Genomic DNA, 22,707 nt, shown 5'->3' with positions numbered 1-22,707 from the left:
AACCATGACGCCATCCACTTCACCCGCCCCAAAATCCGCCTCCGTGAAAAAGATGCTGATGGGCGACATCATGCAAACGGTAGGGATTTTACCGATTCTGATCCTGATCGTGGCGGTCTTTGGCTTTATCGCGCCTAACTTTTTTACCGAAAGCAACCTGCTGAACATTACCCGCCAGGCGTCGATCAACATCGTGCTGGCTGCGGGGATGACCTTCATTATTTTGACCGGCGGGATTGACCTCTCGGTGGGGTCGATTCTCGGCACCACCGCAGTGGCGGCGATGGTGGTGTCGCTCTCTCCGGAGCTGGCGATGCTGTCGATGCCGGCGGCCCTGATGTTAGGGCTGGCGCTCGGTTTGTTTAACGGCGCGCTGGTGGCGTTTGCCGGACTACCGCCGTTTATCGTCACGCTGGGGACCTACACGGCGCTTCGCGGCGCGGCGTATCTGCTGGCGGACGGCACCACCGTCATTAACTCCAGTATCAATTTTGAATGGATCGGCAACGCCTACCTTGGCCCCATTCCGTGGCTGGTGGTGATTGCGCTGCTGGTGGTCGCGATTTGCTGGTTCATTCTGCGCCGCACCACGCTTGGGGTTCATATTTACGCGGTAGGCGGCAATATGCAGGCGGCGCGGCTGACCGGTATCAAAGTGTGGCTGGTACTGCTGTTCGTTTACGGGATGAGCGGGCTGCTGTCCGGGCTCGGCGGGCTGATGAGCGCATCACGGCTGTACAGCGCTAACGGCAACCTGGGAATGGGCTACGAGCTGGACGCGATTGCGGCGGTTATTCTCGGCGGCACCAGTTTTGTTGGGGGTATCGGCACCATCACCGGTACCCTGGTGGGGGCGTTAATCATCGCGACCCTCAACAACGGTATGACCCTGATGGGCGTTTCATACTTCTGGCAACTGGTGATCAAAGGGGCGGTGATCATCATTGCAGTGCTGATAGACAAGTACCGTACCCGTCACCATCAAAGTGCATAACAAAATACCCTACGTGAGGAAAAGAAATATGCGTTTGAAACCCCTTGTCACCGCGCTCTGTGCTGGCGCACTGCTTGCCGCCTCGCCGTTTGTGCAGGCCAAAGAGTTAAAATCCATCGGCGTTACCGTGGGCGACCTCGCCAACCCCTTCTTCGTCCAGATCACCAAAGGGGCGGAACTGGAAGCGCGCAAGCTGGCGGGCGACAACGTGAAAGTCACTCTGGTGTCCAGCGGTTACGATCTCGGCCAGCAGGTTTCGCAGATCGATAACTTTATCGCCGCCAAAGTGGACATGATCATTCTTAACGCCGCGGATTCCAAAGGCATCGGCCCGGCGGTGAAACGCGCGAAAGACGCCGGGATCGTGGTCGTGGCGGTTGACGTGGCGGCTGACGGCGCTGACGCCACCATCACTTCGAACAACACCCAGGCCGGGGAAATCGCCTGTAAGTACATTACCGATCGCCTGAAAGGCAAAGGCAATGTAGTGATCATCAACGGGCCGCCGGTATCCGCCGTGCAGAACCGCGTGGAAGGCTGCCAGACCGAATTCAAACGCCATCCGGACATCAAAGTGCTTTCCTGGAACCAGAATGCCAAAGGCAGTCGCGAAGGCGGGCTGGAAGTGATGACCTCGCTGCTGGCGGCGAACCCGAAGATCGACGGGGTATTTGCCATCAACGATCCGACGGCGATCGGCGCGGATCTGGCGGCGAAGCAATCGCAGCGTAACGAGTTCTTTATCGTCGGCGTGGACGGATCGCCGGACGCGGAAGAAGCCCTGAAGCGCGATAACTCGCTGTTCGTGGCAACCCCCGCTCAGGATCCGCAGGTGATGGCGGCCAAAGCGGTGGAGATCGGCTACGACATCCTTCAGGGCAAACCCGCGCCGAAAGAACCGGTGCTGATCCCGGTAACGATGATCGATAAGAACAACATCAACACCTACAAAGGCTGGACGGTGAAATAACCTTCAGGCGAGGGTGAGGGGTGCGACCGCCCCTCACGCCTCTTCTTCAGGCAGAGAACCGACTCTACCAGGGAGATGCAATGAAACGTTCTGAAATCAATGAAATCCTCGGCCATACGCGCCAGTTTTTTTCCCGTCATGACGTGCATCTGCCGCCGTTCGCCAGCTTCGCGCCCACTAAATGGCGTGAACTGGATGAAGCCAACTGGGCGGAGGTCTTCGAATTAAAACTCGGCTGGGATGTGACCGCCTTCGGGGGCAACAATTTTAACGCCCAGGGGCTGACGCTGTTTACCCTGCGCAACGGCTCGGTGGATGGGGTCACCTGGCCGAAAAGCTATGCCGAAAAAATCATGCACGTCCGGGATGGTCAGGTAACGCCGATGCATTTTCACTGGCGCAAACGGGAAGACATCATTAACCGGGGCGGCGGCAATTTAATTATCGAAATCTGGAACGCAGACCAGTACGAACAACCTGAACAAAGCGATGTCACGGTGGTCATCGATGGTTGCCGACAGACGCACAGCGCCGGCAGCCAATTGCGCCTCGCACCAGGGGAAAGCATCTGCCTGACGCCCGGCATGTATCACAGCTTCTGGGCTGAAGCCGGGTTTGGCGATGTGCTGGCGGGTGAGGTCTCAACGGTAAACGACGACGACCGTGACAATCGCTTTCTTAAACCCCTTGAGCGGTTCAACGCGATTGACGAAGACGAGCCCGCTCAGCTGGTTTTATGTAACGAATACCGCATGTTCCGATAATTTCAGGAGGCCAACATGGCATTGATTTCACTCGCAGACGGACTGGCGCATGCGCGTCAACAGGGTTATGCGCTCGGGGCGTTTAACGTGCTGGACAGCCATTTCCTGCGCGCGCTTTTCGCGGCGGCAAAACAGGAACGTTCACCGTTTATCATCAATATCGCGGAAGTGCATTTCAAATACGTGTCGCTGGATTCGCTGGTGGAAGCCGTCAAATTCGAGGCGGCGCGCCACGACATTCCGGTGGTACTTAATCTCGATCACGGCCTGCATTTTGAGTCAGTGGTCCGGGCGCTGCGCCTCGGGTTTAGCTCAGTGATGTTTGATGGTTCAACCCTGAGTTATGAAGAGAACGTCCGCCAGACCCGTGAAGTGGTGAAAATGTGCCATGCGGTCGGCGTATCGGTAGAAGCGGAACTGGGCGCGGTTGGCGGCGATGAAGGCGGCGCGCTGTATGGCGAAGCGGACAGCGCGAAGTTCACCGATCCCGCCATTGCCCGGGAATTTGTCGACAGTACCGGCATTGATGCCCTGGCAGTGGCCATCGGCAATGCCCACGGCAAATATAAAGGCGAACCGAAGCTCGATTTCGACCGGCTCAGCGCCATCAGCCAGCAAACCGGCATTCCGCTTGTGCTGCACGGCGGCTCCGGGATTAGCGATGCCGATTTCCGACGCGCTATCTCGCTGGGCATCCATAAAATCAACTTCTACACCGGCATGTCGCAGGCAGCGCTGGGCGCGGTGGAACGGCGCATGGCGGACCGTAAGCCGATGTATGACGAATTCGCCGAACTGCTGCTGGGGATTGAAGAAGCCATTACCGACGTGGTGGCGGAACAAATGCGCACCTTTGGCAGCGCGGGGCACGCGTAAGGAGGCGTCATGAGCGAACGAAAAGGCGTTATCGCCGCTGGCAATATGCTGGTGGATCATGTTCATCAGATCGTGCAGTGGCCGGAGCCGGGCTGGTTAACAGAGATCACCCGCAGCGAGCGATCCACCGGCGGCGCGCCGCTAAACGTTTTGCTCACCCTCGCGAAAATGCACACCGGCCTGCCGCTTCAGGCGGTGGGCCTGATCGGCGAAGATCACGATGGCGATTACATTATGGCGATGCTGGAGCAATACCATGTCAATCGCCAGCATGTGCAGCGCACCTCTTTCGCGCCGACGTCGATGACCCAGGTGATGACCGATCCCAGCGGCCAGCGCACCTTTTTCCATTCCCCCGGCGCGAATCGATTACTGGATTTACCCGCGTTCGATCGCCTCGACAGCAACATGAAGATTTTCCATCTCGGTTATTTATTGCTGCTGGATAGCCTGGATTTACCCGACGCCGATTATGGCACGCGCAGTGCCCGACTGCTGGCGCAAATGCAGCAGCTCGGCTATCAAACTTCGCTGGATTTGGTGTCGCGTCAGGGCGATCCGCGCTATCAACCGTTAGTGATGCCCGCCCTGCCCTGGCTGGATTATCTGGTAATTAATGAACTGGAGGCCGGCGAGTTCAGCGGGCAGCCGATGCGCAGGGACGATCAGACGCCGGATATCGACGCGATCGGCGCTGTCGCCAGGCAACTGCTGGCGGCAGGGGTACGCCAGCGCGTGGTGATCCATTGTCCTGAAGGTGCATTTGGCATTGAACAAGGCGATCAAGGCCTGTGGGTGCCTTCCATGACGTTGACCCGGGAGGAGATTGTCGGCAGCGTCGGCGCAGGCGATGCGTTCTGTGCGGGCCTGTTATACGCCAGCCACGAAAACTGGCCGCTGTCTGACAGCATTCTACTGGCGCACGCCTGCGCCAGGGCCAGCCTGCTATGCGCCAACGCTATTGACGGCGCGAAAAGTCTCACGGCATTAACGCAAGATATTCAGGAAATGCGTTAATGAAACAATCAGTAAATATCTGCGCCAATAAATAAATTCATTTTTGCGAGCAGCATTCCAGGCAAATGTAAATAGATCCCAGAAATTACATTTTAATTTATCTGGTATTTTATCCCCGGGTCATTAATATATCCGGCGGGTGCTTAAGGCTTTCTGTCTTAAGTACATCACTGAACAAAAGGCAGAAAGAGAAAAGCCCCGGGCAATATTCCTATTAACCCGAGGCTATCTCTCAACTCCAGACAAGTTGAGAATAGCCGCTTACTCGCCGCAAGGCAAGGAGTAAATGGCATGAAGCCGCTACGCTATCTGTTGGCATGCTTATTAGTTGTTTGCTTAACAGTGCTGGTTTTTTCCTTATTTAACCACGGATTGCTCTGTGAATTAAAAATAAGAAACGGAAATCAGGAGGTGGCGGATATAGATGAACCTTTCCATTAAACGTTATTGTCGAAGGCAGTTTGAACTCGGACAGCGCGGAGAAACCGGAGCGTACAATAGTACGTGAGGATTTCGAGCACTGCCCAGATTCAAAATGCCAAGTAAAATAGTTTAATGAAAAGGTTCAAAGCCTGCTCTGACCGCTAATCCTATCCGGGCGGAGTTCGCTCCGCCCTTCTTGTCAGGTAATGAGTCCTTAACGCCCCCATTTTCATGCCGCTTTTTCTGTCGCAATCACATCCGCAGAAAATACATAACCCACACCCCGAATAGTGCGAATTAATGCGGGTTGATGGGGGTTATTCTCTATTTTGCGACGCAGGCGCATTACCAGCACATCAATGGTGCGATCAAATACCTCGGTGGTGTCACTGTGGGTTAATTCCAGCAATTGCTCACGGCTTAATACCCGCCGGGCATTTTGCACCAGCGCCAGCAGTAATCCATACTCACCCTGAGTGAGATCTACCGGCTGTTGATGGGCATCCACCAGTACGCAACGTCCGGGATCGAGCGTCCAGCCGTTAAAAACCAACCCGCTGCCCTGCACAACCGGGGCCTCGGCATTCAGTACGCCGCTGCGTCGCAATACGGCTTTTACGCGCGCGATAACGACACGCGGGTTAAAGGGCTTTGCGATGTAATCATCCGCGCCCATTTCCAGGCCGACCACCACATCCGATTCGCTACCCAGCCCGGTTAACATAATCACCGGCAGCGATGGATGCTGGCGCTGAATTTGTTGCAGCACCATCAGGCCATTGATATCCGGCAACATCATATCCAGCAGCACCAGCGCAATGTCAGGATGCGATGCCAGGGTCGCCAGCGCGTTGTTTCCGGTATAGCAGGCATGGACCTCAAACACATGCTCGCTAAAAGCATCCCGTAAGACATCACAAATGGCGGGATCGTCATCTACCACCATAATGGCAGGTTTCATCATCATTCTCCGCAGGGATGAATCGCTATGGTTGAGTGTGGGCGATTGTACGGATCGATGCCTGAAAAAGCCTTGAGGGGATGTTGAAAATCTAATCGATATCACAGCGATGAGTCATAAGCGGGCGCGATGAATAATCAGCACGCCCGGCGAACTACAGTATTTGAGACAAAAAGATTAGCGACGCTGTGCTTTACGCGCCTGCCCTACTGCGTCAGCGGCGCGTAACGCGGCCATCACCGTTTCCGGCGTCACTTCACAGGGTTCATTATGCATGGTTTCGCCGGCCTGGCAGGCTGCCTGCGCCACGGCCATCAGATCGGCATCGCTCGCTTCGCTCAACCCGATATCAGCCAGAGTGACCGGTAAGCCAACATCTTCACAGAATGCGTAAACCTCATCGATAAGTTCAGGAGATCGGTCCGTCAGCATCAGCATCGCCAGGGTTCCGAAGGCGACTTTTTCACCGTGCCAGTAAGCATGAGTTTGCGGCAATACCGTCAGGCCATTGTGAATCGCATGCGCTGCCGCCAGCCCGCCGCTTTCAAAACCCAGGCCGGATAACAATGTGTTGGCTTCGATAACGTGTTCCAGTGCCGGAGTAACCTGATGCTGCTCGCAGGCAAACTTCGCCAGACGCCCATAACGCATCAGCGTGTTGTAGCAGAAACGCGCCAGTTCGAAGGCGGTCATCGGGCCGGGGCGTGAGGTCATGTTCCCCGCGCCTTTAGTACGGCAATCTTCTGCTTCAAACCACGTCGCCAGCGCATCGCCCATTCCCGAGACCAGGAAACGCACCGGCGCAGAGGCGATAATGCCGCTGTCTACCAGCACGAGATCAGGGTTGCGCGGGATCATAAGGTAGCGTTTAAATTGCCCTTCGGCGGTATAGATCACCACCAGCGAGCTACAGGGCGCATCCGTTGAGGCCAGCGTCGGCACAACCGCGATGGGCAAACGCAGGCTGGCACCCGTGGCTTTTGCAGTATCAAGCGTTTTACCGCCGCCCATACCCACAATCACATCGGCGCCTGTGGCCATCGCCTTCTCAGAAATACGCGCGATCTCTTCATCGCTGCATTCACTGTTAAACACCTCAATCTGGTAATCAATCACGCCGTGCAGCGCCGTTTCAACCGCATCGCAATAGCGTTCATGAACCAGCGGATCTTGCAGGATCAGCGCCTTATGGCCCAGCAACGCCAGCTCCTGAGGCAAATGCGACGTTAACGCGCCTTTTCCCTGGACATAGCGTGACGGAAAGATAGCAGTCGTAATCATGATGGTTCCTCGCTTAACATTAAGTTCTTTATACAGAACAATTATTCCCTATAAAGAATTTAAATCAGTTAAGCCCCTGCCCTCAATGAGTAAATTACTCGATTTCTTAACCTGTGAAGCGGCACGCAAATTTAAGTTAAGGCTGCAAAAGCCCCTGATTTAGTATTGCATTGTCTCCTTCCGGCATCGCTTACATTCAGTTTATGAAGCAAATCACAAAACAAAACCTTGGGATTCGTATGGAATTGACGCTCCTGGTTTACGGGGGGATGATGTCAACATACAGAACAATAGTTCCATATGTAGAACAATCATACCTCTTACCATAGGGAAAGAAAAATGAGTACTGAACTGAGTAAACCGACAACGAGGGGACGCTGGTTGCATATCATCCCAGCCACCATTCTCGTGTATATCGTCGCGTATATGGACAGGACCAATATCGCCATCGGTATCGCAGGCGGTATGGAAGAAGATCTGGGCATGACTGCGTCGTTTGCCGGTCTGGTTGCCGGGATCTTCTTTATTGGTTATATCTTCCTGCAAATTCCCGGCGGGCAAATCGCCGAGCGCCTGAGCGCCAAAAAGCTTATCGCCTGGACTATCGTCGCCTGGGGCGGTTTCGCACTATTAACGGGTTTTGTGCAAACCCCCACGCAGTTGCTGATTATTCGTTTTATTCTCGGCGTGGCGGAAGGTGCCGTTTACCCGGCAATTCTGGCGCTGATCGGCCACTGGTTCCCGAATGAAGAACGCGCCCGCGCCATTGCCTATTTCCAGATGAACCTGGCCGTCGCGTCAATTATCACCGGACCGCTTTCCGGCTGGTTGATCGAGGTCTACGGCTGGCGCGAAATGTTCATTATTGAAGGGTTACTGTCGCTCGGCTTGCTGTTTGTCTGGCTGCCGCTGGTCTCTGACCACCCGCATCAGGCGAAATGGCTGGATCCGCAAGAGCGCGCCTGGATCGAACAGAAACTGGAAGAAGATCGCGCCCTGAGTATCGCGGGCGAGAAAAGCAGTATCCGCAGCGTACTGCGCAGCGTGAACCTGTGGAAACTGATCGGTATCTATTTCTTTGTGCAGGTCGGTTTCTACGGCTTCGCTCTGTGGATGCCGAAACTGATTAAAGAATTAACCGGCAGCGGCATGACCACCGTCGGCCTGCTCACCGCCGCGCCGTATATTTTGTGCATCGTCGGCCAGTTCTATATCGCTAAATGGTGCGATAAAACCATGAACCGCCGCCTGTATACCGCGATCCCGCTGATTGGCTTCGCCATCTGCCTCGCGCTCTCCCTCATTCTCAAAGATAACGTCTGGCTTGCCTACGGCATGATGGTCATCTGCGGCTTCTTCCTGCAAGCCTACGCGGGCCCGTTCTGGACGCTGCCACCGCTGCTGTTCGCCCCCAACGTGCTGGGCGGCGTGCGCGGCACCATCAATGCCCTCGGCAACATCGGCGGCTTTATCGGGCCCTATCTGGTCGGACTGCTGACCGTCACGTTCTCACAAACCGCCGGCATGACCGTGCTGGTCGCCGCATTGCTTATCGCTGTTGGGTTGCTGTTCAGTTTGCCCTCGGTAACCGCGCGCCCCGCCGGTACGCCTGGATCCAGTCGCAAACCCGCTGCCACAGCGTCACTTAAACAGGAAGGAATCGCCAAATGAGTCAGAAATGCCAAACTGCCCGCGACCTGTGGTCGCAACTGGATGCCCTGCGTCTGGGGATGAACTACACCAAAGAAGACGTCAATAAACTACAGGTGCTGGTGGATGACTGCTATGGGGAAAGCCATCCCGGCAGCTTCCATCTGAACCAGCTCGGCGACGAAGCGGTGATGGGCGTTCATGAGGCGGGCGGCCGCGCAGTGCGCCATCACGTGACCGATATTTGCGACGGCTGGGGCCAGGGCCATGACGGGATGAACTACATTCTGGCGTCCCGCGAAGCCATCGCCAATATGGTGGAAATCCACGCGTCGGTGGTGCCATATGACGCTGGCGTGCTGATCTCCAGCTGCGATAAGTCGATTCCGGCGCATCTGATTGCCGCCGCGCGTCTTAATCTGCCGCTGGTGCATATTCCCGGCGGCTCCATGCGCCCGGCACCGAATATGAGCACCTCGGACCTTGGCGGCATCACCGCGAAGCTGAAAAAAGGCGAGATCGGCGTCCAGCAGGTTGAGGCTATGCAGCAGTGCGGTTGCCCGACGGCGGGAGCCTGCCAGTTTATGGGCACTGCCAGCACCATGCAGTGTATGTCGGAAGCGCTTGGTCTGGCGTTGCCGGGCAGCGCGTTGCAACCGTCAACCATGGCGGAAATCCGACGCGGCGCGCGGGCGGCGGGTCATCAGGCGCTGCATCTGGCATCTAAAAATATCACTACCCACAAAATCCTTACGCCTGCGGCGTTTGAAAACGCCATTAAGGTTCACGCGGCGATTGGCGGCAGCACCAATGCGATGATCCACCTGCCTGCGGTGGCGCACGAGCTGGGCTGGGAATTAAAACCAGAGCTGTTTGACCGCATAAATAATGAAATCCCGTACCTGACCAACATCCAGCCGAGCGGCCAGTATGTTACCGAGATGCTGTGGTTCGCGGGCGGTATTCCGCTGGTGCAGTGGTATCTGCGCGATTATCTGGATCTGGATGTGCTGACGGTAACAGGTCGCACCCTGGGCGATAACCTGGAAATGATGCACCAGTCCGGTTTCTTTACCCGCAACCACGGCTATCTCAACAACTACAAAGTCAGCCCGGAAGACGTGCTGCGCAAGCCGGAGCAGGCCACCAAAAAAGGCTCGATTGCGGTACTGAAAGGCAATATCGCCCCGGAAGGCGCGGTGATCAAATACGCCGCCTGCTCTCCGGATATGCATCACCACGTCGGCCCGGCACGGGTGTTTAATTCTGAAGAAGCTGCCCAGCAGGCGATTATTCACAACCGTATTGAGCCCGGCGATGTGATTTTCATCCGCTACGAAGGGCCCAAAGGCTCCGGCGCGCCGGAAATGCTGATGACCACCGACGCCATTGTGTATGACCAACGGCTGGACGGCAAAGTGGCGCTGATCACCGATGGCCGTTTTTCCGGTGCGACCAGCGGCCCCTGCGTGGGGCACGTTTCACCGGAAGCGGCGGACGGCGGGCCGATTGCGCTGGTGGAGGATGGCGATCTGATCGAAATGGACGTCAAAGGCCGCCGGCTCAATATCGTCGGCATTCACGGCGTTCGTCAGTCCGAGCAAGACATTCAGGATTGCCTGGCAGCGCGTCGCAGCCGCTGGACCAAACCGGATTATTCCAGCCGCCGTGGCGTATTCAGGCAATTCACCTCCCACGCCACCTCCTTAATGGCGGGCGCCTGGATTAAATAATGTTTTCGGCGGGCTTGCGCGCAGGCCCGCCCTTTCCTGAAGGAGTTTTTCATGTCAAACACGAGCAAATTTCGCGGGGTGTTCCCGCCGGTCCCGACAATTGTTGATGCTCAGGGAGAACTGGATAAAGCGGGTATGGCGACTTTACTGGATCATCTGATCGCCAATAACGTTGATGGTGTACTGCTGCTGGGCAGCGGCGGCGAGTTCTGCCATATGACCCAAAAACAGCGGATGGAAACGGCCGAATTCTGCGTGCGTCATATCCAGGGCCGTATCCCTATATTATTAGGTATCAGCAGCACCTGCACCCAGGAAGTGATTGAGCTGGGTCGTCACGCCGATAAGCTGGAAGTGGACGCGGTACTGGTTCTGAATCCGTATTACGCCAAATTAACCGACGATTATATTTATCACCATTTTAAAACCGTGGCGGAGAATATTCGCACCCCGGTATTAATTTATAATTTCCCGGCATTAACCGGCCAGGATATTAGCGTGAATTTACTCACCCGGCTGGCGCGCGATATACCCAATATTATTGGGATTAAAGATACTGTCGATAATATTAGCCATATCCGGGAAATCATTAATCACGTCAGACCGCTCCGGTCCGACTTTGTCATATTCTCTGGTTATGACGAATACATGATGGATACGCTAATCATGGGCGGCAACGGCGGCATTCCGGCTACGGCCAACTTTGCGCCGCAGATCACCTGCGGGATTTACCGTGCCTGGTGCGCAAAAGAGTACGAAACGATGTTTAGCCTGCAGCGCCAGCTGTCTGCGCTGTCGACGATTTACAGTCTGGATACTCCGTTCTTCGGCATCATCAAGAAGGCGATTCAACTGAGCGGGGTGAATATCTCCACCCACGTGATGCCGCCGGTATTGCCTGCTAATGAAGGGCATATCGCGGATCTTCAAAAGGTACTGAAGCGCGCGGGGCTGTAACGGGTATTAAAGAAGAAAGCGGGCTTAATGCCCGCTTTCAGTTAATGCAGTAGATGAGTCAGACGGCGGCTGGCGTCCATCATTAGCGTCGCCAGGCCTTCCCGCTTATCATCCGGGATCTGGAACGCAACGCCCGATGCGCTCAGCGCGGCAACCACCTTCCCCTGATGATTAAACACCGGCACCGCAATACAGCGCACGCCCTGGCAATCTTCTTCGTTATCATATCCCCAACCGCGACGGCGAATGCCCGCCAGCTCCTGCTTCAGGATATTGATATCGGTAATGGTCGTCTCGGTAAAACGTGGCAGAACCTGATCTTCCGGCAGCAGCTCATCCAGCGCTTCGCTGTTCAGCCAGGCGATAAGCACTTTCCCCAAACCGGAACTGTGCAGCGACAGGCGCTTGCCTTCCCAGCTACGGATCACGATGGCCTGCGGACTTTCCAGTTTAAGCAGGTAGATTGGCGATGCGCCTTCCAGTACGCCGAGATGGCAGGTTAAGCCGGTAGAGTCGCGGATTTCTTCGAGGATCGGCAGGGCAATCTTTTTGATGTCGTACTGTTCCGATGCCTTATTGCCCAGCTCATACAGGCGCAGGCCCAGATAATACTTGTCTTTTTCCTGACGCAGCAAGCCGTGGGCTACCATGCCGTTGAGTAACGATGACGTGCTGCTTTTGGCAATTCCGGAATGCTGATGGATTTGGGTGAACGTCGCGCCGTCGCACTCCAGCAGGTAGTCGAACACGCGCATAATCTTGTCGAGGGCCGGAATCGATGTGGTTACTTTTTTCATAATATTATCAATTAATTATAAATAACTCTTTGAATACTATACACCACTCGCCCGGTTTATTTCCATACGAATGCCAGGCCTGTAAATGCAAAAAGGGCCGGCGTAGAATTCGCCGGCCCTTTTTATTCGGCGTAATCCGTTAAGAATTCGCCGTTTCGTCAAACTTACCGAGCATTTCCCGCTCATAGGCCTGCGCCTTTTTGCGGTCAAAGCGGTGTTCCCACTTGGCTATAACCAGTACCGCCAGCGCGTTGCCCACCACGTTCAGCGCGGTGCGCGCCATATCGAGAATACGGTCGACGCCCGCAATAAACGCCAGCCCTTCCAGCGGAATGCCCACGCTGCCCAGCGTCGCCAGCAATACTACGAACGAGACGCCCGGCACGCCCGCGATGCCTTTCGAGGTCACCATCAGGGTCAGCACCAGAATAATTTCCTGGCCGAGAGAGAGTTCAATGCCATACAGCTGGGCGATAAAGATCGCGGCGATACTCTGGTACAGCGTCGAGCCATCAAGATTAAAGGAGTAGCCGGTGGGCACCACGAAGCTGGTGATTGACGCTGGCGCACCGTAGGCTTCCATCTTCTCAATAATACGCGGCAGAACGCTTTCGGAACTGGCGGTGGAGTACGCCAGAATCAGCTCATCTTTCAGGATGCGGATCAGGATCATGATGCGCAGCCCGCACATCCGCGCCACCGTGCCCAGCACCACCAGCGCGAAAAACAGGATTGCCATGTAAACCAGGATCACCAGCTTGGCGAGCGGCCACAGCGAGGCGAAACCAAAGTTGGCGACCGTTACGGAAATCAGCGCGAACACCCCCACCGGCGCATAGCGCATTACCATGTGAGTCACTTTAAACATGGTTTCAGAGATGGAGCGGAACACGGTCACCAGCGGCTCGCGATGGGCGGACGGCAGCGAAGAAAGCCCCAGACCGAACAGCACCGAGAAGAAAATAATCGGCAACATATCGCCCTTCGCCATCGACGCCACAATATTGGTCGGGACCAGCGAAAGGATAGTGCCCATCAGGCCATGAGAATGGCTTTGCACCTGCTCAGTGGTTTGTTGGTATTTGGAAATATCCACGGCGGCGAGCTGTGACATATCGATCCCGTGGCCCGGCTGAAACACATTCGCCAGCGTGATACCCAGGATAATCGCCACGGTGGTGATCACTTCAAAATAGATAATGGTTTTCGCGCCGATACGTCCGAGCTGTTTCGCATCGCCTACGCCGGCAATGCCCACCACCAGAGTGGAGATCACAATCGGTACGACAATCATTTTGATCAGGTGAATAAAGATATCACCCGCAGGAGAAAGCAGATTACTGACCAACCATTCGCGGCTATCGGCGTGGTAGTGCAGATAGCTGCCCAGAAGAATGCCTAGCACCAGCGCAAGCAAAATTTGCCAGGCCAGGCTTATCTTTTTGTTTTTCATAACACTTAACTTCCTGAATCAAGAGGGCCATTCCCATGTGTGTCAGTATGAGAAGGTCACAAACTGAAAGGGGTATGACAAACGTTGGGTCTGTTATGGGGTTTTTTAACGCGCATAATGAGTACCATTTGTACGCTATGCTACGCAACCCTTGAGGAACAGGCACATTCACTGATCTTTTGATTCAAACCACATTTTTATATCAGTATCCATTTATAACCTTTTGTTATAGATGAATTTTCCTGAGCATAATTTCCAAAAATATATTTCCCTAATTTTTTTCTCCCGCGGAATCGTTTGAGCAATTTTCCGCCATTTTTTTTATTCGTGATCTGCCGCGCAAATAATAAACAAAGCTGCTAAAGCCCCTACAATTAACGTTTGCGTGACATATTATTAACATCCTTCAAGGAGAAAAAAAGCCATGAGCCAAATACACAAACACGCTATTCCCGCAAACATTGCGGAACATTGCCTGATTAATCCGGAGCAGTACGAGGCTAAATATCAGCAATCTATTCACGATCCTGACGCATTCTGGGGTGAACAGGGCAAAATCCTTGACTGGATCACGCCTTATCAGAAAGTTAAAAACACCTCCTTTGCACCTGGCAACGTGTCGATTAAATGGTATGAAGACGGCACCCTGAATTTAGCGGCGAACTGCCTTGACCGTCATCTGGCGGAAAACGGCGATCGCACCGCGATTATCTGGGAAGGCGATGATGCTACCCAGAGCAAGAATATTACCTATCGCGAACTGCATCGCGATGTCTGCCGCTTTGCCAATACGCTTGTCGACCTTGGCATTAAGAAAGGCGACGTAGTGGCTATCTATATGCCAATGGTGCCGGAAGCGGCGGTGGCGATGCTGGCCTGTGCGCGCATCGGCGCGGTGCACTCGGTGATTTTTGGCGGATTTTCTCCCGAGGCGGTCGCCGGACGTATTATCGACTCTAACGCACGTCTGGTGATCACTGCCGATGAAGGTATCCGCGCGGGCCGTGCCATTCCTCTGAAGAAAAATGTCGATGACGCGCTGAAAAATCCGGGCGTGAAAACGATTGAACACGTGATTGTGCTCAAGCGCACTGGCGCGAATATCGACTGGTCTGAAGGCCGCGACCTGTGGTGGAACGAGCAGGTTGAGAAAGCCAGCGCCCACCACCAGCCGGTCGAAGTGAACGCGGAAGATCCGCTGTTTATCCTTTATACCTCCGGTTCAACCGGTAAACCTAAAGGCGTATTGCACACCACCGGCGGTTACCTGGTGTACGCCGCAACCACCTTTAAATACGTGTTCGACTATAAACCGGGCGATATTTACTGGTGTACGGCGGACGTGGGCTGGGTGACCGGCCACAGCTACCTGCTGTACGGCCCGCTGGCCTGCGGCGCCACCACGCTGATGTTTGAAGGCGTGCCGAACTGGCCCGCGCCGAACCGCATGGCCCAGGTGGTCGATAAGCATAAAGTGAATATTCTCTACACCGCGCCGACGGCGATCCGCGCCCTGATGGCGGAAGGCGATAAAGCGATTGAAGGCACCGATCGCTCCTCGCTGCGCATTCTGGGTTCGGTCGGCGAGCCGATTAACCCGGAAGCCTGGGAGTGGTACTGGAAGAAAATCGGCAACGAGAAATGCCCGGTGGTAGATACCTGGTGGCAGACCGAAACCGGCGGCTTTATGATCACCCCGCTGCCTGGCGCAACGGAGCTGAAAGCCGGCTCGGCGACCCGTCCGTTCTTCGGCGTGCAACCGGCGCTGGTAGATAACGAAGGCCAGCCGCTGACGGGCGCGACCGAAGGCAACCTGGTGATCACCGATTCCTGGCCGGGCCAGGCGCGTACCCTGTTTGGCGATCACGAGCGCTTCGAGCAGACCTATTTCTCGACCTTCAAAAATATGTACTTCAGCGGAGACGGCGCGCGTCGTGATGAGGACGGCTACTACTGGATCACCGGACGCGTGGATGATGTGTTGAACGTTTCCGGCCATCGCCTGGGCACGGCAGAGATCGAATCGGCGCTGGTATCGCATCCGAAAATTGCCGAGGCCGCCGTCGTCGGCATTCCGCACAATATTAAAGGCCAGGCCATTTACGCTTACGTGACGCTGAATCACGGCGAAGAACCCACCGCACAGTTGTATACCGAAGTGCGTAACTGGGTGCGTAAAGAGATTGGCCCGCTGGCGACGCCGGACATCCTGCACTGGACCGACTCGCTGCCGAAAACCCGCTCCGGCAAAATCATGCGCCGCATTCTGCGTAAGATCGCCGCAGGCGATACCAGTAACTTCGGCGATACCTCAACGCTCGCCGATCCGGGTGTGGTGGAAAAACTGCTCGAAGAAAAGCAGGCCATCACTATGCCGTCTTAACGTCTCACCTTAACCCTCTCCCCGGCCGGGGGGAGGGAAACTATAACAACCTGTACCCTACCCCTCCCAAGGATTTCACGTTGCGGCCAGCACGCTGCGGCGCGAAAAACGCGGGGGAACACCTCTGGAGACTGTGTGATGAATGAACCAATTTATCAACGGATAGAAGGTAATGCGCATTTCAGGGAGTTAGTTGAAAAACGGCAACGGTTTGCCACCATTCTGTCCCTTATCGTGCTGGTGATTTACGTGAGCTTTATTCTGCTCATCGCCTTTGCGCCCGGCTGGCTGGGTACGCCGTTGCATCCGGGCACCAGCGTCACGCGCGGGATCCCTATCGGCGTAGGCGTCATCCTGATCTCTTTCTTTTTAACGGGTGTGTATGTCTGGCGGGCAAACAGTGAATTTGACCGTCTCAATAAAGCCGTGATGCACGAGGTGAAGGCATTATGAAACGTTTTCATTCATTGATGGGGATGGCGCTGCTGGGGTTATCCACCAGCACACTGGCCGCCGATGCGCTAACCGGCGATGTTCAACGCCAGCCGACCAACTGGCAGGCGATTATTATGTTTATCGTATTCGTGGCCTTTACGTTAGGGATCACCTACTGGGCCTCGAAACGCACCCGCACCCGTAGCGATTACTACACGGCGGGCGGCAACATCACCGGTTTCCAGAACGGCCTGGCGATTGCGGGCGACTATATGTCGGCGGCGTCGTTCCTGGGGATTTCGGCGCTGGTGTTCACCTCCGGCTACGACGGGCTGATTTACTCGCTGGGCTTCCTGGTCGGCTGGCCGATTATTCTGTTTCTGATTGCGGAGCGTCTGCGTAACCTCGGCAAGTACACCTTTGCCGACGTGGCCTCGTATCGTCTCAAACAGGGCCCGATTCGCGTGCTGTCGGCGTGCGGTTCGCTGGTGGTGGTGGCGCTGTACCTGATCGCCCAGATGGTGGGCGCAGGCAAGCTGATCGAACTGCTGTTCGGCCTGAACTACCACGTGGCGGTGGTGCTGGTCGGCGTGCTGATGGTGATGTACGTGCTGTTCGGCGGCATGCTCGCCACCACGTGGGTGCAGATCATCAAGGCGGTGCTGCTGCTGTTCGGCGCCAGTTTTATGGCCTTTATGGTGATGAGACACGTCGGCTTCAGCTTCAATAATCTGTTCAGCGAAGCCATGGCGGTGCACCCGAAAGGCGCAGCGATCATGAGCCCGGGCGGGCTGGTGAAAGACCCGATTTCCGCGCTGTCGCTGGGGCTGGGGCTGATGTTTGGTACTGCCGGTCTGCCGCATATCCTGATGCGCTTCTTCACCGTGAGCGATGCCCGCGAAGCGCGTAAGAGCGTATTCTACGCCACCGGCTTTATGGGTTACTTCTATATTCTGACCTTTATTATCGGCTTCGGCGCCATCATGTTAGTGGGCGCTAACCCGGTATTTAAAGACGCGACCGGCGCGCTGATCGGCGGCAATAACATGGCGGCGGTCCATCTGGCGAACGCCGTGGGCGGCAACCTGTTCCTCGGCTTTATCTCGGCGGTGGCCTTCGCCACGATTCTGGCGGTGGTCGCCGGGCTGACGCTGGCGGGCGCATCGGCGGTATCGCACGATCTGTACGCCAACGTGTTCCGTAAAGGCGCGACCGAGCGTGATGAACTGCGGGTCTCCAAAATCACGGTGCTGGTGCTGGGCGTGATCGCTATCCTGCTGGGCATCCTGTTCGAGAAACAGAACATCGCCTTCATGGTGGGCCTGGCGTTCTCCATCGCGGCGAGCTGTAACTTCCCGATCATTCTGCTGTCGATGTACTGGTCGAAACTGACCACGCGCGGCGCGATGATGGGCGGCTGGCTGGGCCTGCTGACGGCGGTGATCCTGATGATCCTCGGCCCGACCATTTGGGTACAGGTTCTCGGCCACGCCGCACCGGTGTTCCCGTACGAATACCCGGCGCTGTTCTCGATTCTGGTGGCGTTTGTCGGGATTTGGCTGTTCTCGATTACCGATAACAGCGCAGAAGGCAATCTGGAACGCGAAAAATTCCGCGCCCAGTTTATCCGCTCGCAAACCGGTATTGGTATTGAGCAGGGACGGGCGCACTAGGTTCAACCTTGTCAAACGGGAGCCGTAAGGCTCCCTTTTTTTTGCCCGATGCCTACGCCGAAAATGAGGATAACGCCAGCCCCTTGATGCCCTTCCCATTCCGCCTCGTGAAAATGCATTACACTGGTAAAAAATTGCCCAAGGCGCGCATCCCTATGGATATCAAAACGCTGCGTTATTTTGTTGAGGTGGTGAGACAACAAAGTTTTACCCGCGCGGCGCAGAATCTGTACGTCACCCAGCCAACCATCAGTAAAATGCTGCGCAATCTGGAAGATGAGCTTAGCTGCACCCTGCTGATCCGTGATGGCCGCAAGCTGCTGCTGACCGATACCGGCAAAGTGGTTTATGAACGTGGGATTGCCATTCTCGCGGAATTTCGCCAGCTGGAGGCCGAGCTCAGCGATATCCATCACCTCGATAAAGGCACACTGCGCCTGGGTATCCCGCCAATGGTCGGCATGCTCATGGCGGGGCCGATCGGTTTGTATCGCCAGCGCTATCCTGGCGTGGAGTTGAAGATTTCCGAGTTCGGCAGCCTGACCGTTCAGCAGGCAGTGATGAACGGCGAACTGGATTTAGCCATGACCGCCCTGCCGGTTGAAGAAGAGCATCATTTCGCTACGCTCCCGTTGTTCAGCCATCCGCTGTGCGTGCTTGCTCCCCGCTCCGGCGAGTGGGTAAAACGTGATTTTGTCGAGCCGAAAGCGTTGTCCGGCCATCCGCTGTTGATTTACAACGAAGACTTTTCGCTAAGCCGCCAGCTTATGCAGCTGTTCGCCACGCTCGGCATGAATCCGCACATCGCGGTGCGCAGCGGGCAGTGGGATTTTTTGGCGGCAATGGTGCAGGCGGGCGTGGGGATTGCGATTTTACCGGAGCCCATCTGCCGCAAGCTGGACAGCAAGATTTTAACCTGGTTACCGCTGCGCAGCCCATTGCGTTGGGAGCTGGGGATGATTTGGCGTGACGGAGTTTATCTTTCCCACAGCGCCCAGGCCTGGCTGAAATGCTGCAAAGAGTACTGGCCAGCCGCCGCTGGCCAGTAAGGTTTAATGCTTCTCGATCAGCAGGGCTTCCAGCAGATCGAGATCGTGCAGCAGTTTTTGCAGCGTATCGTTGCTGATTTGCCGGGTGGCGCGGAGATGGTACAGCTCCGCGCGTTCTGAACGCAGCGCGGCAAGGCGGAACCGGCGCTCCAGATTCTCTTCCAGCGCGCTGTTCTCCGCATCGCTGCGCCCATCGGCCCGGCGACGGAGGTTACCAATCACTCGTGCGCTCACCTCTTTCAGCAGTTGGGTGTCGATGTTTTCGTTGACGTCCGCCGCCATGCGCTCCTCTTTTTTCTGGATAGCGACAATCGCCACTTCCGCCGTCACCGAACGCGCCAGACGTTCCTCTTCCCGCGCTTTTGCCTGGTCGGTCACTTCCACGTGCTGAAGCAGGATCGGTAGCATAATCACGCCGACAAACAGAGAAATCAGGATCACGCCCGCCGCCAGGAAAATCAGTTCATAACGCGCCGGGAACGGCGTGCCGTCGGCCAGCAGCAGCGGGATCGACAATACGCCCGCCAGAGTGATAGCCCCACGCACGCCCGCGAAGGCGGCAATCAGCAGATCGCGGGTTTTCCATGCGCCGAACTCCATCGGCTTCTTCTTCAGGAAACGGCGGCTAAATTGCTTCATCACCCATAGCCAGCCGAAACGCACCAGAATGAGCGCCGCGTAGATGATGAAGATATCGAGGAACAGCATCCACACTTCAACATTGGGATCGGCTTCGGCGGCTGTCAGCGAGGTTTCGAGAATGCCGGGCATTTGCAGGCCGAGCATCAGGAACACCATGCCGTTAAACACAAACTCCAGCATCGACCAGACGCTGTTGGCGCGCAGGCGCATCGCCAGCGGCGCGCGCCGCATCACGCCGGAACGGGTGATGGTCATCCCGGCGGCCACGGCGGCCAGAATGCCGGATACGCCAATATGTTCAGCAATCAGATATGAGGCAAACGGCAGCAGGAACAGCAGTACGATCTGCGTGGCGGGCTCATCGCCGCCCCAGCGGCTCAGCCAGCGCAGCGAGCGGCCATACAGCCAGGCAACGGCGATACCGGCCAACAGCCCGCCCACCGCCACTTTCATAAACTCCACCGTCGCGCCGCCCACGGTAAACACCATGGTGCCCATCGCCACCGCCACGGCAAACTTCAGGGCCACCAGGCCTGAGGCGTCGTTCATTAACGCTTCGCCCTGCAAAATGCCCATGATTTTCTTGGGTATTCGTCCTTCGCCGACGATGCCGGACAGCGCGACCGCATCGGTGGGCGACAGCACGGCGGCCAGCGCAAAAGCAGGTATCAGCGGGATGCCCGGCACCATCCAGTAAATCAGAAAACCAATCCCGACCACGGTGACCAGCACCAGCGCCAGCGCGAGGCCGATGATCTCCCTTCCGTGATCGAGAAATTCGCGGGTCGGCGTTTTCCAGCCGTCGGCAAACAGCAGCGGCGGGATAAACAGCACCAGAAACAGTTCCGGATTAAAGTCCACATGCAAACCAAACGTCGGCCAGGCGAGCAAGGCGCCAATGGCGATTTGCATTAACGGGAGGGGAACCTGGAAGGGAAGTACCCGGGTAACGACCCCGGAGAGCGAGACCACAAGGGTCATGATAAGAATAGTAAAGAAGATTTCCATGCTGTCCTTGAATGCGATGATGCCTGTCGAAAAAAGAGACTCCTCAGATAATAGAACATCGACACCAACAAAAAGGAAACAGGATGTGCCTTAAAAACAAAAACGGGCCGACTTCGGCCCGTTTATCGGAGTCGGCGACGATTAAATCGCCCAACCGCCCGCGTAGAACGCCACCAGCGCGATAGCAATGATCACGGTGCCGATGTTGAGCTTGCGCCACTCGCCGGAGACCAGACGACCAATCACCAGAGAGGCGAAGCCGATCATGATGCCGGCGAACCGGTCAGGAATGTAGGGACTATCATGGGGGACTACAATTTTTGCTGCCTTTTTCAGCAGATTGGAGAGGAGACAGAGCAAAATAAACAAGTGAGCCGTTAATCTGATGTTTCAGTTTTTCTGGCAAAAGAGGGACTGTGTAGAGAAGTACGATCACTGAACTCAGGATCCTTCTTTTAACTTATTTCATAACTGTCTGTATCGTTCCTTTTCTTTAACGGCTGAGCCCTGGAGTTAAAAATAGGCAGGCCTCGTTAGAGGCCTGCCTGATGAGATATATCAAGAACAATTTTCAGTATAAATGACTAATTCTTGAAGAAAATGTTACAAAGTTTTATAACAAGCGATATATCTCAGGCTCTCCAAATCAATTGAAGTAGTGTAGATTTGCCCATCATAAAGATCTATAAAATGTTTTGACGAAGACCACGTATACTTAGCATTAACAACCCACCCAAACACGCCCATATTTCCCCATTCAGGCCACAGACTTCCAATTGTTCCTCTGGTGCCAAATGCCTGATGTGTAACAGCATTGGTCATTTTAGCATCACTTGGCATTAACATATTTTTCGCCGTACATGTTGACGCGGCATTAGCCCAGTTCACTGTGGTTGTACCACTGCTTTCATACCATTCATTGATTGTGAAATTAAATTCCAGCGGTTGACCGGTAGATGGCGTCGCCACTACCTTCACTGTTTTAGTGCTGCTGCTGGCATCATTATTGAATGTCACTTTTCCTGTATTGTCCACAGAAACCCATCCTGGTTGGCTGCTGGTCCAGGTATAGTCAGCAGCCGTTTTACCCGCAGGCACATTCAGGGTAAATATGGCGTTTTTAAAGCCCGTACTTGGGAAACCACTATTCGTCGCGAAAGTATAACCATTAACCGTAATATCCTTAAACTCTCCTGCTTTCAGGGTTACCGTCCCCTTCAACAACGAGTCTCCTTCACCAATCGGATCGCCATTCAGCATCGGTTACCGGCAATACCCGTAATGGCATTACCAAACGTATCTTTCACGGTCAGGATCAGGGTACTGGTGGCGGTGTTATCTGCCGCCACCGATTTCGGTGTGGCGGTGAAGGTGGACTGTGAGCCGTCCGGCGTGGTGCCTGCCGTCAGGGTCACGGTATCGCTCAGGCTGCCCACTGCGCTGCCGCTGAGCAGCGGTTTCACAGTATAGGTATCCGCCAGCATGCCCTTCAGCTTCGCGGTGTAGACGCCGGGGGTGCCGGTTTCTGTCAGGCTGCCGACGGTCACCTTGCCCGCTGCCGGAGTGGCATTGCTGCTATCCTTCACGTCCAGCGTCAGGCTGCCGGCAATACCGCTGATGGCGTTGCCGTTCACATCCTTC

The 22,707-nt window shown here is 55.4% G+C and carries 20 protein-coding genes and 1 pseudogene; 13 read left to right on the top strand and 8 right to left on the bottom strand.

Translation table 11 applies throughout. The features are described 5' to 3' along the window. Nucleotides 1-4: 4 nt before the first annotated feature. The 6 genes from GV764_RS16320 to GV764_RS16295 all read left to right on the top strand — a co-directional run bounded on the left by GV764_RS16320 (nucleotide 5) and on the right by GV764_RS16295 (nucleotide 5,062). Nucleotides 5-994, top strand: a complete 990-nt coding sequence (locus tag GV764_RS16320) for an ABC transporter permease subunit (RefSeq protein ID WP_161661096.1) — start codon at nucleotides 5-7, stop codon at nucleotides 992-994. Between the two features lie 28 nt (nucleotides 995-1,022). Continuing rightward, complete coding sequence (locus tag GV764_RS16315; protein ID WP_161661047.1) at nucleotides 1,023-1,964, top strand: ABC transporter substrate-binding protein; 942 nt, start codon at nucleotides 1,023-1,025, stop codon at nucleotides 1,962-1,964. Between the two features lie 80 nt (nucleotides 1,965-2,044). Further along, entirely contained in the window at nucleotides 2,045-2,728 is a 684-nt protein-coding gene (locus tag GV764_RS16310) for a D-lyxose/D-mannose isomerase (RefSeq protein WP_161661046.1), read from the top strand. A gap of 15 nt (nucleotides 2,729-2,743) precedes the next feature. After that, nucleotides 2,744-3,604, top strand: a complete 861-nt coding sequence (locus GV764_RS16305) for a ketose 1,6-bisphosphate aldolase (RefSeq protein WP_161661045.1) — start codon at nucleotides 2,744-2,746, stop codon at nucleotides 3,602-3,604. Nucleotides 3,605-3,613: 9 nt separating this feature from the next. Continuing rightward, nucleotides 3,614-4,621: a carbohydrate kinase family protein gene (locus tag GV764_RS16300; protein ID WP_161661044.1), complete on the top strand. Its 1,008-nt coding sequence runs from the start codon at nucleotides 3,614-3,616 to the stop codon at nucleotides 4,619-4,621. A 291-nt stretch (nucleotides 4,622-4,912) separates the two neighbouring features. Then, nucleotides 4,913-5,062, top strand: coding sequence for a Hok/Gef family protein (locus GV764_RS16295; RefSeq protein WP_161661043.1), 150 nt, complete (start codon nucleotides 4,913-4,915; stop codon nucleotides 5,060-5,062). A gap of 211 nt (nucleotides 5,063-5,273) precedes the next feature. Here the strand turns inward: GV764_RS16295 and GV764_RS16290 are convergent, their stop codons facing one another. Further along, nucleotides 5,274-6,005, bottom strand: a complete 732-nt coding sequence (locus GV764_RS16290; protein ID WP_161661042.1) for a response regulator transcription factor — start codon at nucleotides 6,003-6,005, stop codon at nucleotides 5,274-5,276. A 177-nt stretch (nucleotides 6,006-6,182) separates the two neighbouring features. Beyond that, nucleotides 6,183-7,286 (bottom strand): glycerol dehydrogenase, encoded by a 1,104-nt coding sequence (locus GV764_RS16285; protein ID WP_161661041.1) that lies wholly within the window; start codon nucleotides 7,284-7,286, stop codon nucleotides 6,183-6,185. Nucleotides 7,287-7,625: 339 nt separating this feature from the next. Between GV764_RS16285 and GV764_RS16280 the strand changes: the two genes are divergently transcribed. The 3 genes from GV764_RS16280 to GV764_RS16270 are packed head-to-tail and all read left to right on the top strand — an operon-like array spanning nucleotide 7,626 to nucleotide 11,626. Then, a complete protein-coding gene (locus GV764_RS16280; protein ID WP_161661040.1) occupies nucleotides 7,626-8,957 on the top strand; it encodes an MFS transporter in 1,332 nt (443 codons plus the stop codon). Then, the gene (ilvD, locus tag GV764_RS16275) at nucleotides 8,954-10,669 is read left to right on the top strand and encodes a dihydroxy-acid dehydratase (RefSeq protein WP_161661039.1); all 1,716 of its coding nucleotides are present in this window, start codon (nucleotides 8,954-8,956) and stop codon (nucleotides 10,667-10,669) included. Before GV764_RS16280 ends, ilvD begins: the two co-directional genes overlap by 4 nt. 51 nt (nucleotides 10,670-10,720) lie before the next feature. Further along, complete coding sequence (locus GV764_RS16270; RefSeq protein ID WP_161661038.1) at nucleotides 10,721-11,626, top strand: dihydrodipicolinate synthase family protein; 906 nt, start codon at nucleotides 10,721-10,723, stop codon at nucleotides 11,624-11,626. Between the two features lie 41 nt (nucleotides 11,627-11,667). Here the strand turns inward: GV764_RS16270 and GV764_RS16265 are convergent, their stop codons facing one another. Both GV764_RS16265 and gltP read right to left on the bottom strand, forming a co-directional pair. Continuing rightward, entirely contained in the window at nucleotides 11,668-12,423 is a 756-nt protein-coding gene (locus GV764_RS16265) for an IclR family transcriptional regulator (RefSeq protein WP_161661037.1), read from the bottom strand. Nucleotides 12,424-12,562: 139 nt separating this feature from the next. Next, nucleotides 12,563-13,876 carry a glutamate/aspartate:proton symporter GltP gene (gene gltP / locus GV764_RS16260; protein ID WP_161661036.1) on the bottom strand — a complete coding sequence of 438 codons (1,314 nt, stop codon included), beginning with the start codon at nucleotides 13,874-13,876 and terminating at the stop codon, nucleotides 12,563-12,565. A 424-nt stretch (nucleotides 13,877-14,300) separates the two neighbouring features. Between gltP and acs the strand changes: the two genes are divergently transcribed. From acs to GV764_RS16240, 4 genes are all read left to right on the top strand, one after another. Next, entirely contained in the window at nucleotides 14,301-16,259 is a 1,959-nt protein-coding gene (acs, locus tag GV764_RS16255; RefSeq protein ID WP_161661035.1) for an acetate--CoA ligase, read from the top strand. 138 nt (nucleotides 16,260-16,397) lie between these two features. Continuing rightward, nucleotides 16,398-16,712: a DUF485 domain-containing protein gene (locus GV764_RS16250; protein WP_125294724.1), complete on the top strand. Its 315-nt coding sequence runs from the start codon at nucleotides 16,398-16,400 to the stop codon at nucleotides 16,710-16,712. A gap of 17 nt (nucleotides 16,713-16,729) precedes the next feature. Next, nucleotides 16,730-18,367 (top strand): cation/acetate symporter ActP, encoded by a 1,638-nt coding sequence (gene actP / locus GV764_RS16245; protein ID WP_161661095.1) that lies wholly within the window; start codon nucleotides 16,730-16,732, stop codon nucleotides 18,365-18,367. A 155-nt stretch (nucleotides 18,368-18,522) separates the two neighbouring features. Then, a complete protein-coding gene (locus GV764_RS16240) occupies nucleotides 18,523-19,416 on the top strand; it encodes a LysR family transcriptional regulator (RefSeq protein WP_161661034.1) in 894 nt (297 codons plus the stop codon). Nucleotides 19,417-19,419: 3 nt separating this feature from the next. Here GV764_RS16240 and GV764_RS16235 read toward each other — a convergent pair whose 3' ends face one another. From GV764_RS16235 to GV764_RS16220, 4 genes and pseudogenes are all read right to left on the bottom strand, one after another. Then, nucleotides 19,420-21,066, bottom strand: a complete 1,647-nt coding sequence (locus GV764_RS16235) for a Na+/H+ antiporter (protein WP_161661033.1) — start codon at nucleotides 21,064-21,066, stop codon at nucleotides 19,420-19,422. Between the two features lie 141 nt (nucleotides 21,067-21,207). Continuing rightward, nucleotides 21,208-21,339 (bottom strand): annotated as a pseudogene (locus tag GV764_RS22140) (hypothetical protein); the annotation flags it as partial. A gap of 330 nt (nucleotides 21,340-21,669) precedes the next feature. Continuing rightward, nucleotides 21,670-22,326, bottom strand: a complete 657-nt coding sequence (locus tag GV764_RS16225; protein WP_161661032.1) for a hypothetical protein — start codon at nucleotides 22,324-22,326, stop codon at nucleotides 21,670-21,672. Then, nucleotides 22,320-22,707, bottom strand: a 388-nt coding sequence (locus tag GV764_RS16220; protein ID WP_236651889.1) for an invasin domain 3-containing protein, incomplete at its 5' end; no start/stop codon positions are given. The genes GV764_RS16225 and GV764_RS16220, both read right to left, overlap by 7 nt.

This window comes from Atlantibacter hermannii (assembly GCF_009907385.1).
Lineage (GTDB): Bacteria > Pseudomonadota > Gammaproteobacteria > Enterobacterales > Enterobacteriaceae > Atlantibacter > Atlantibacter hermannii_A.
This window is presented reverse-complemented; position numbering and strand designations above follow the sequence as displayed.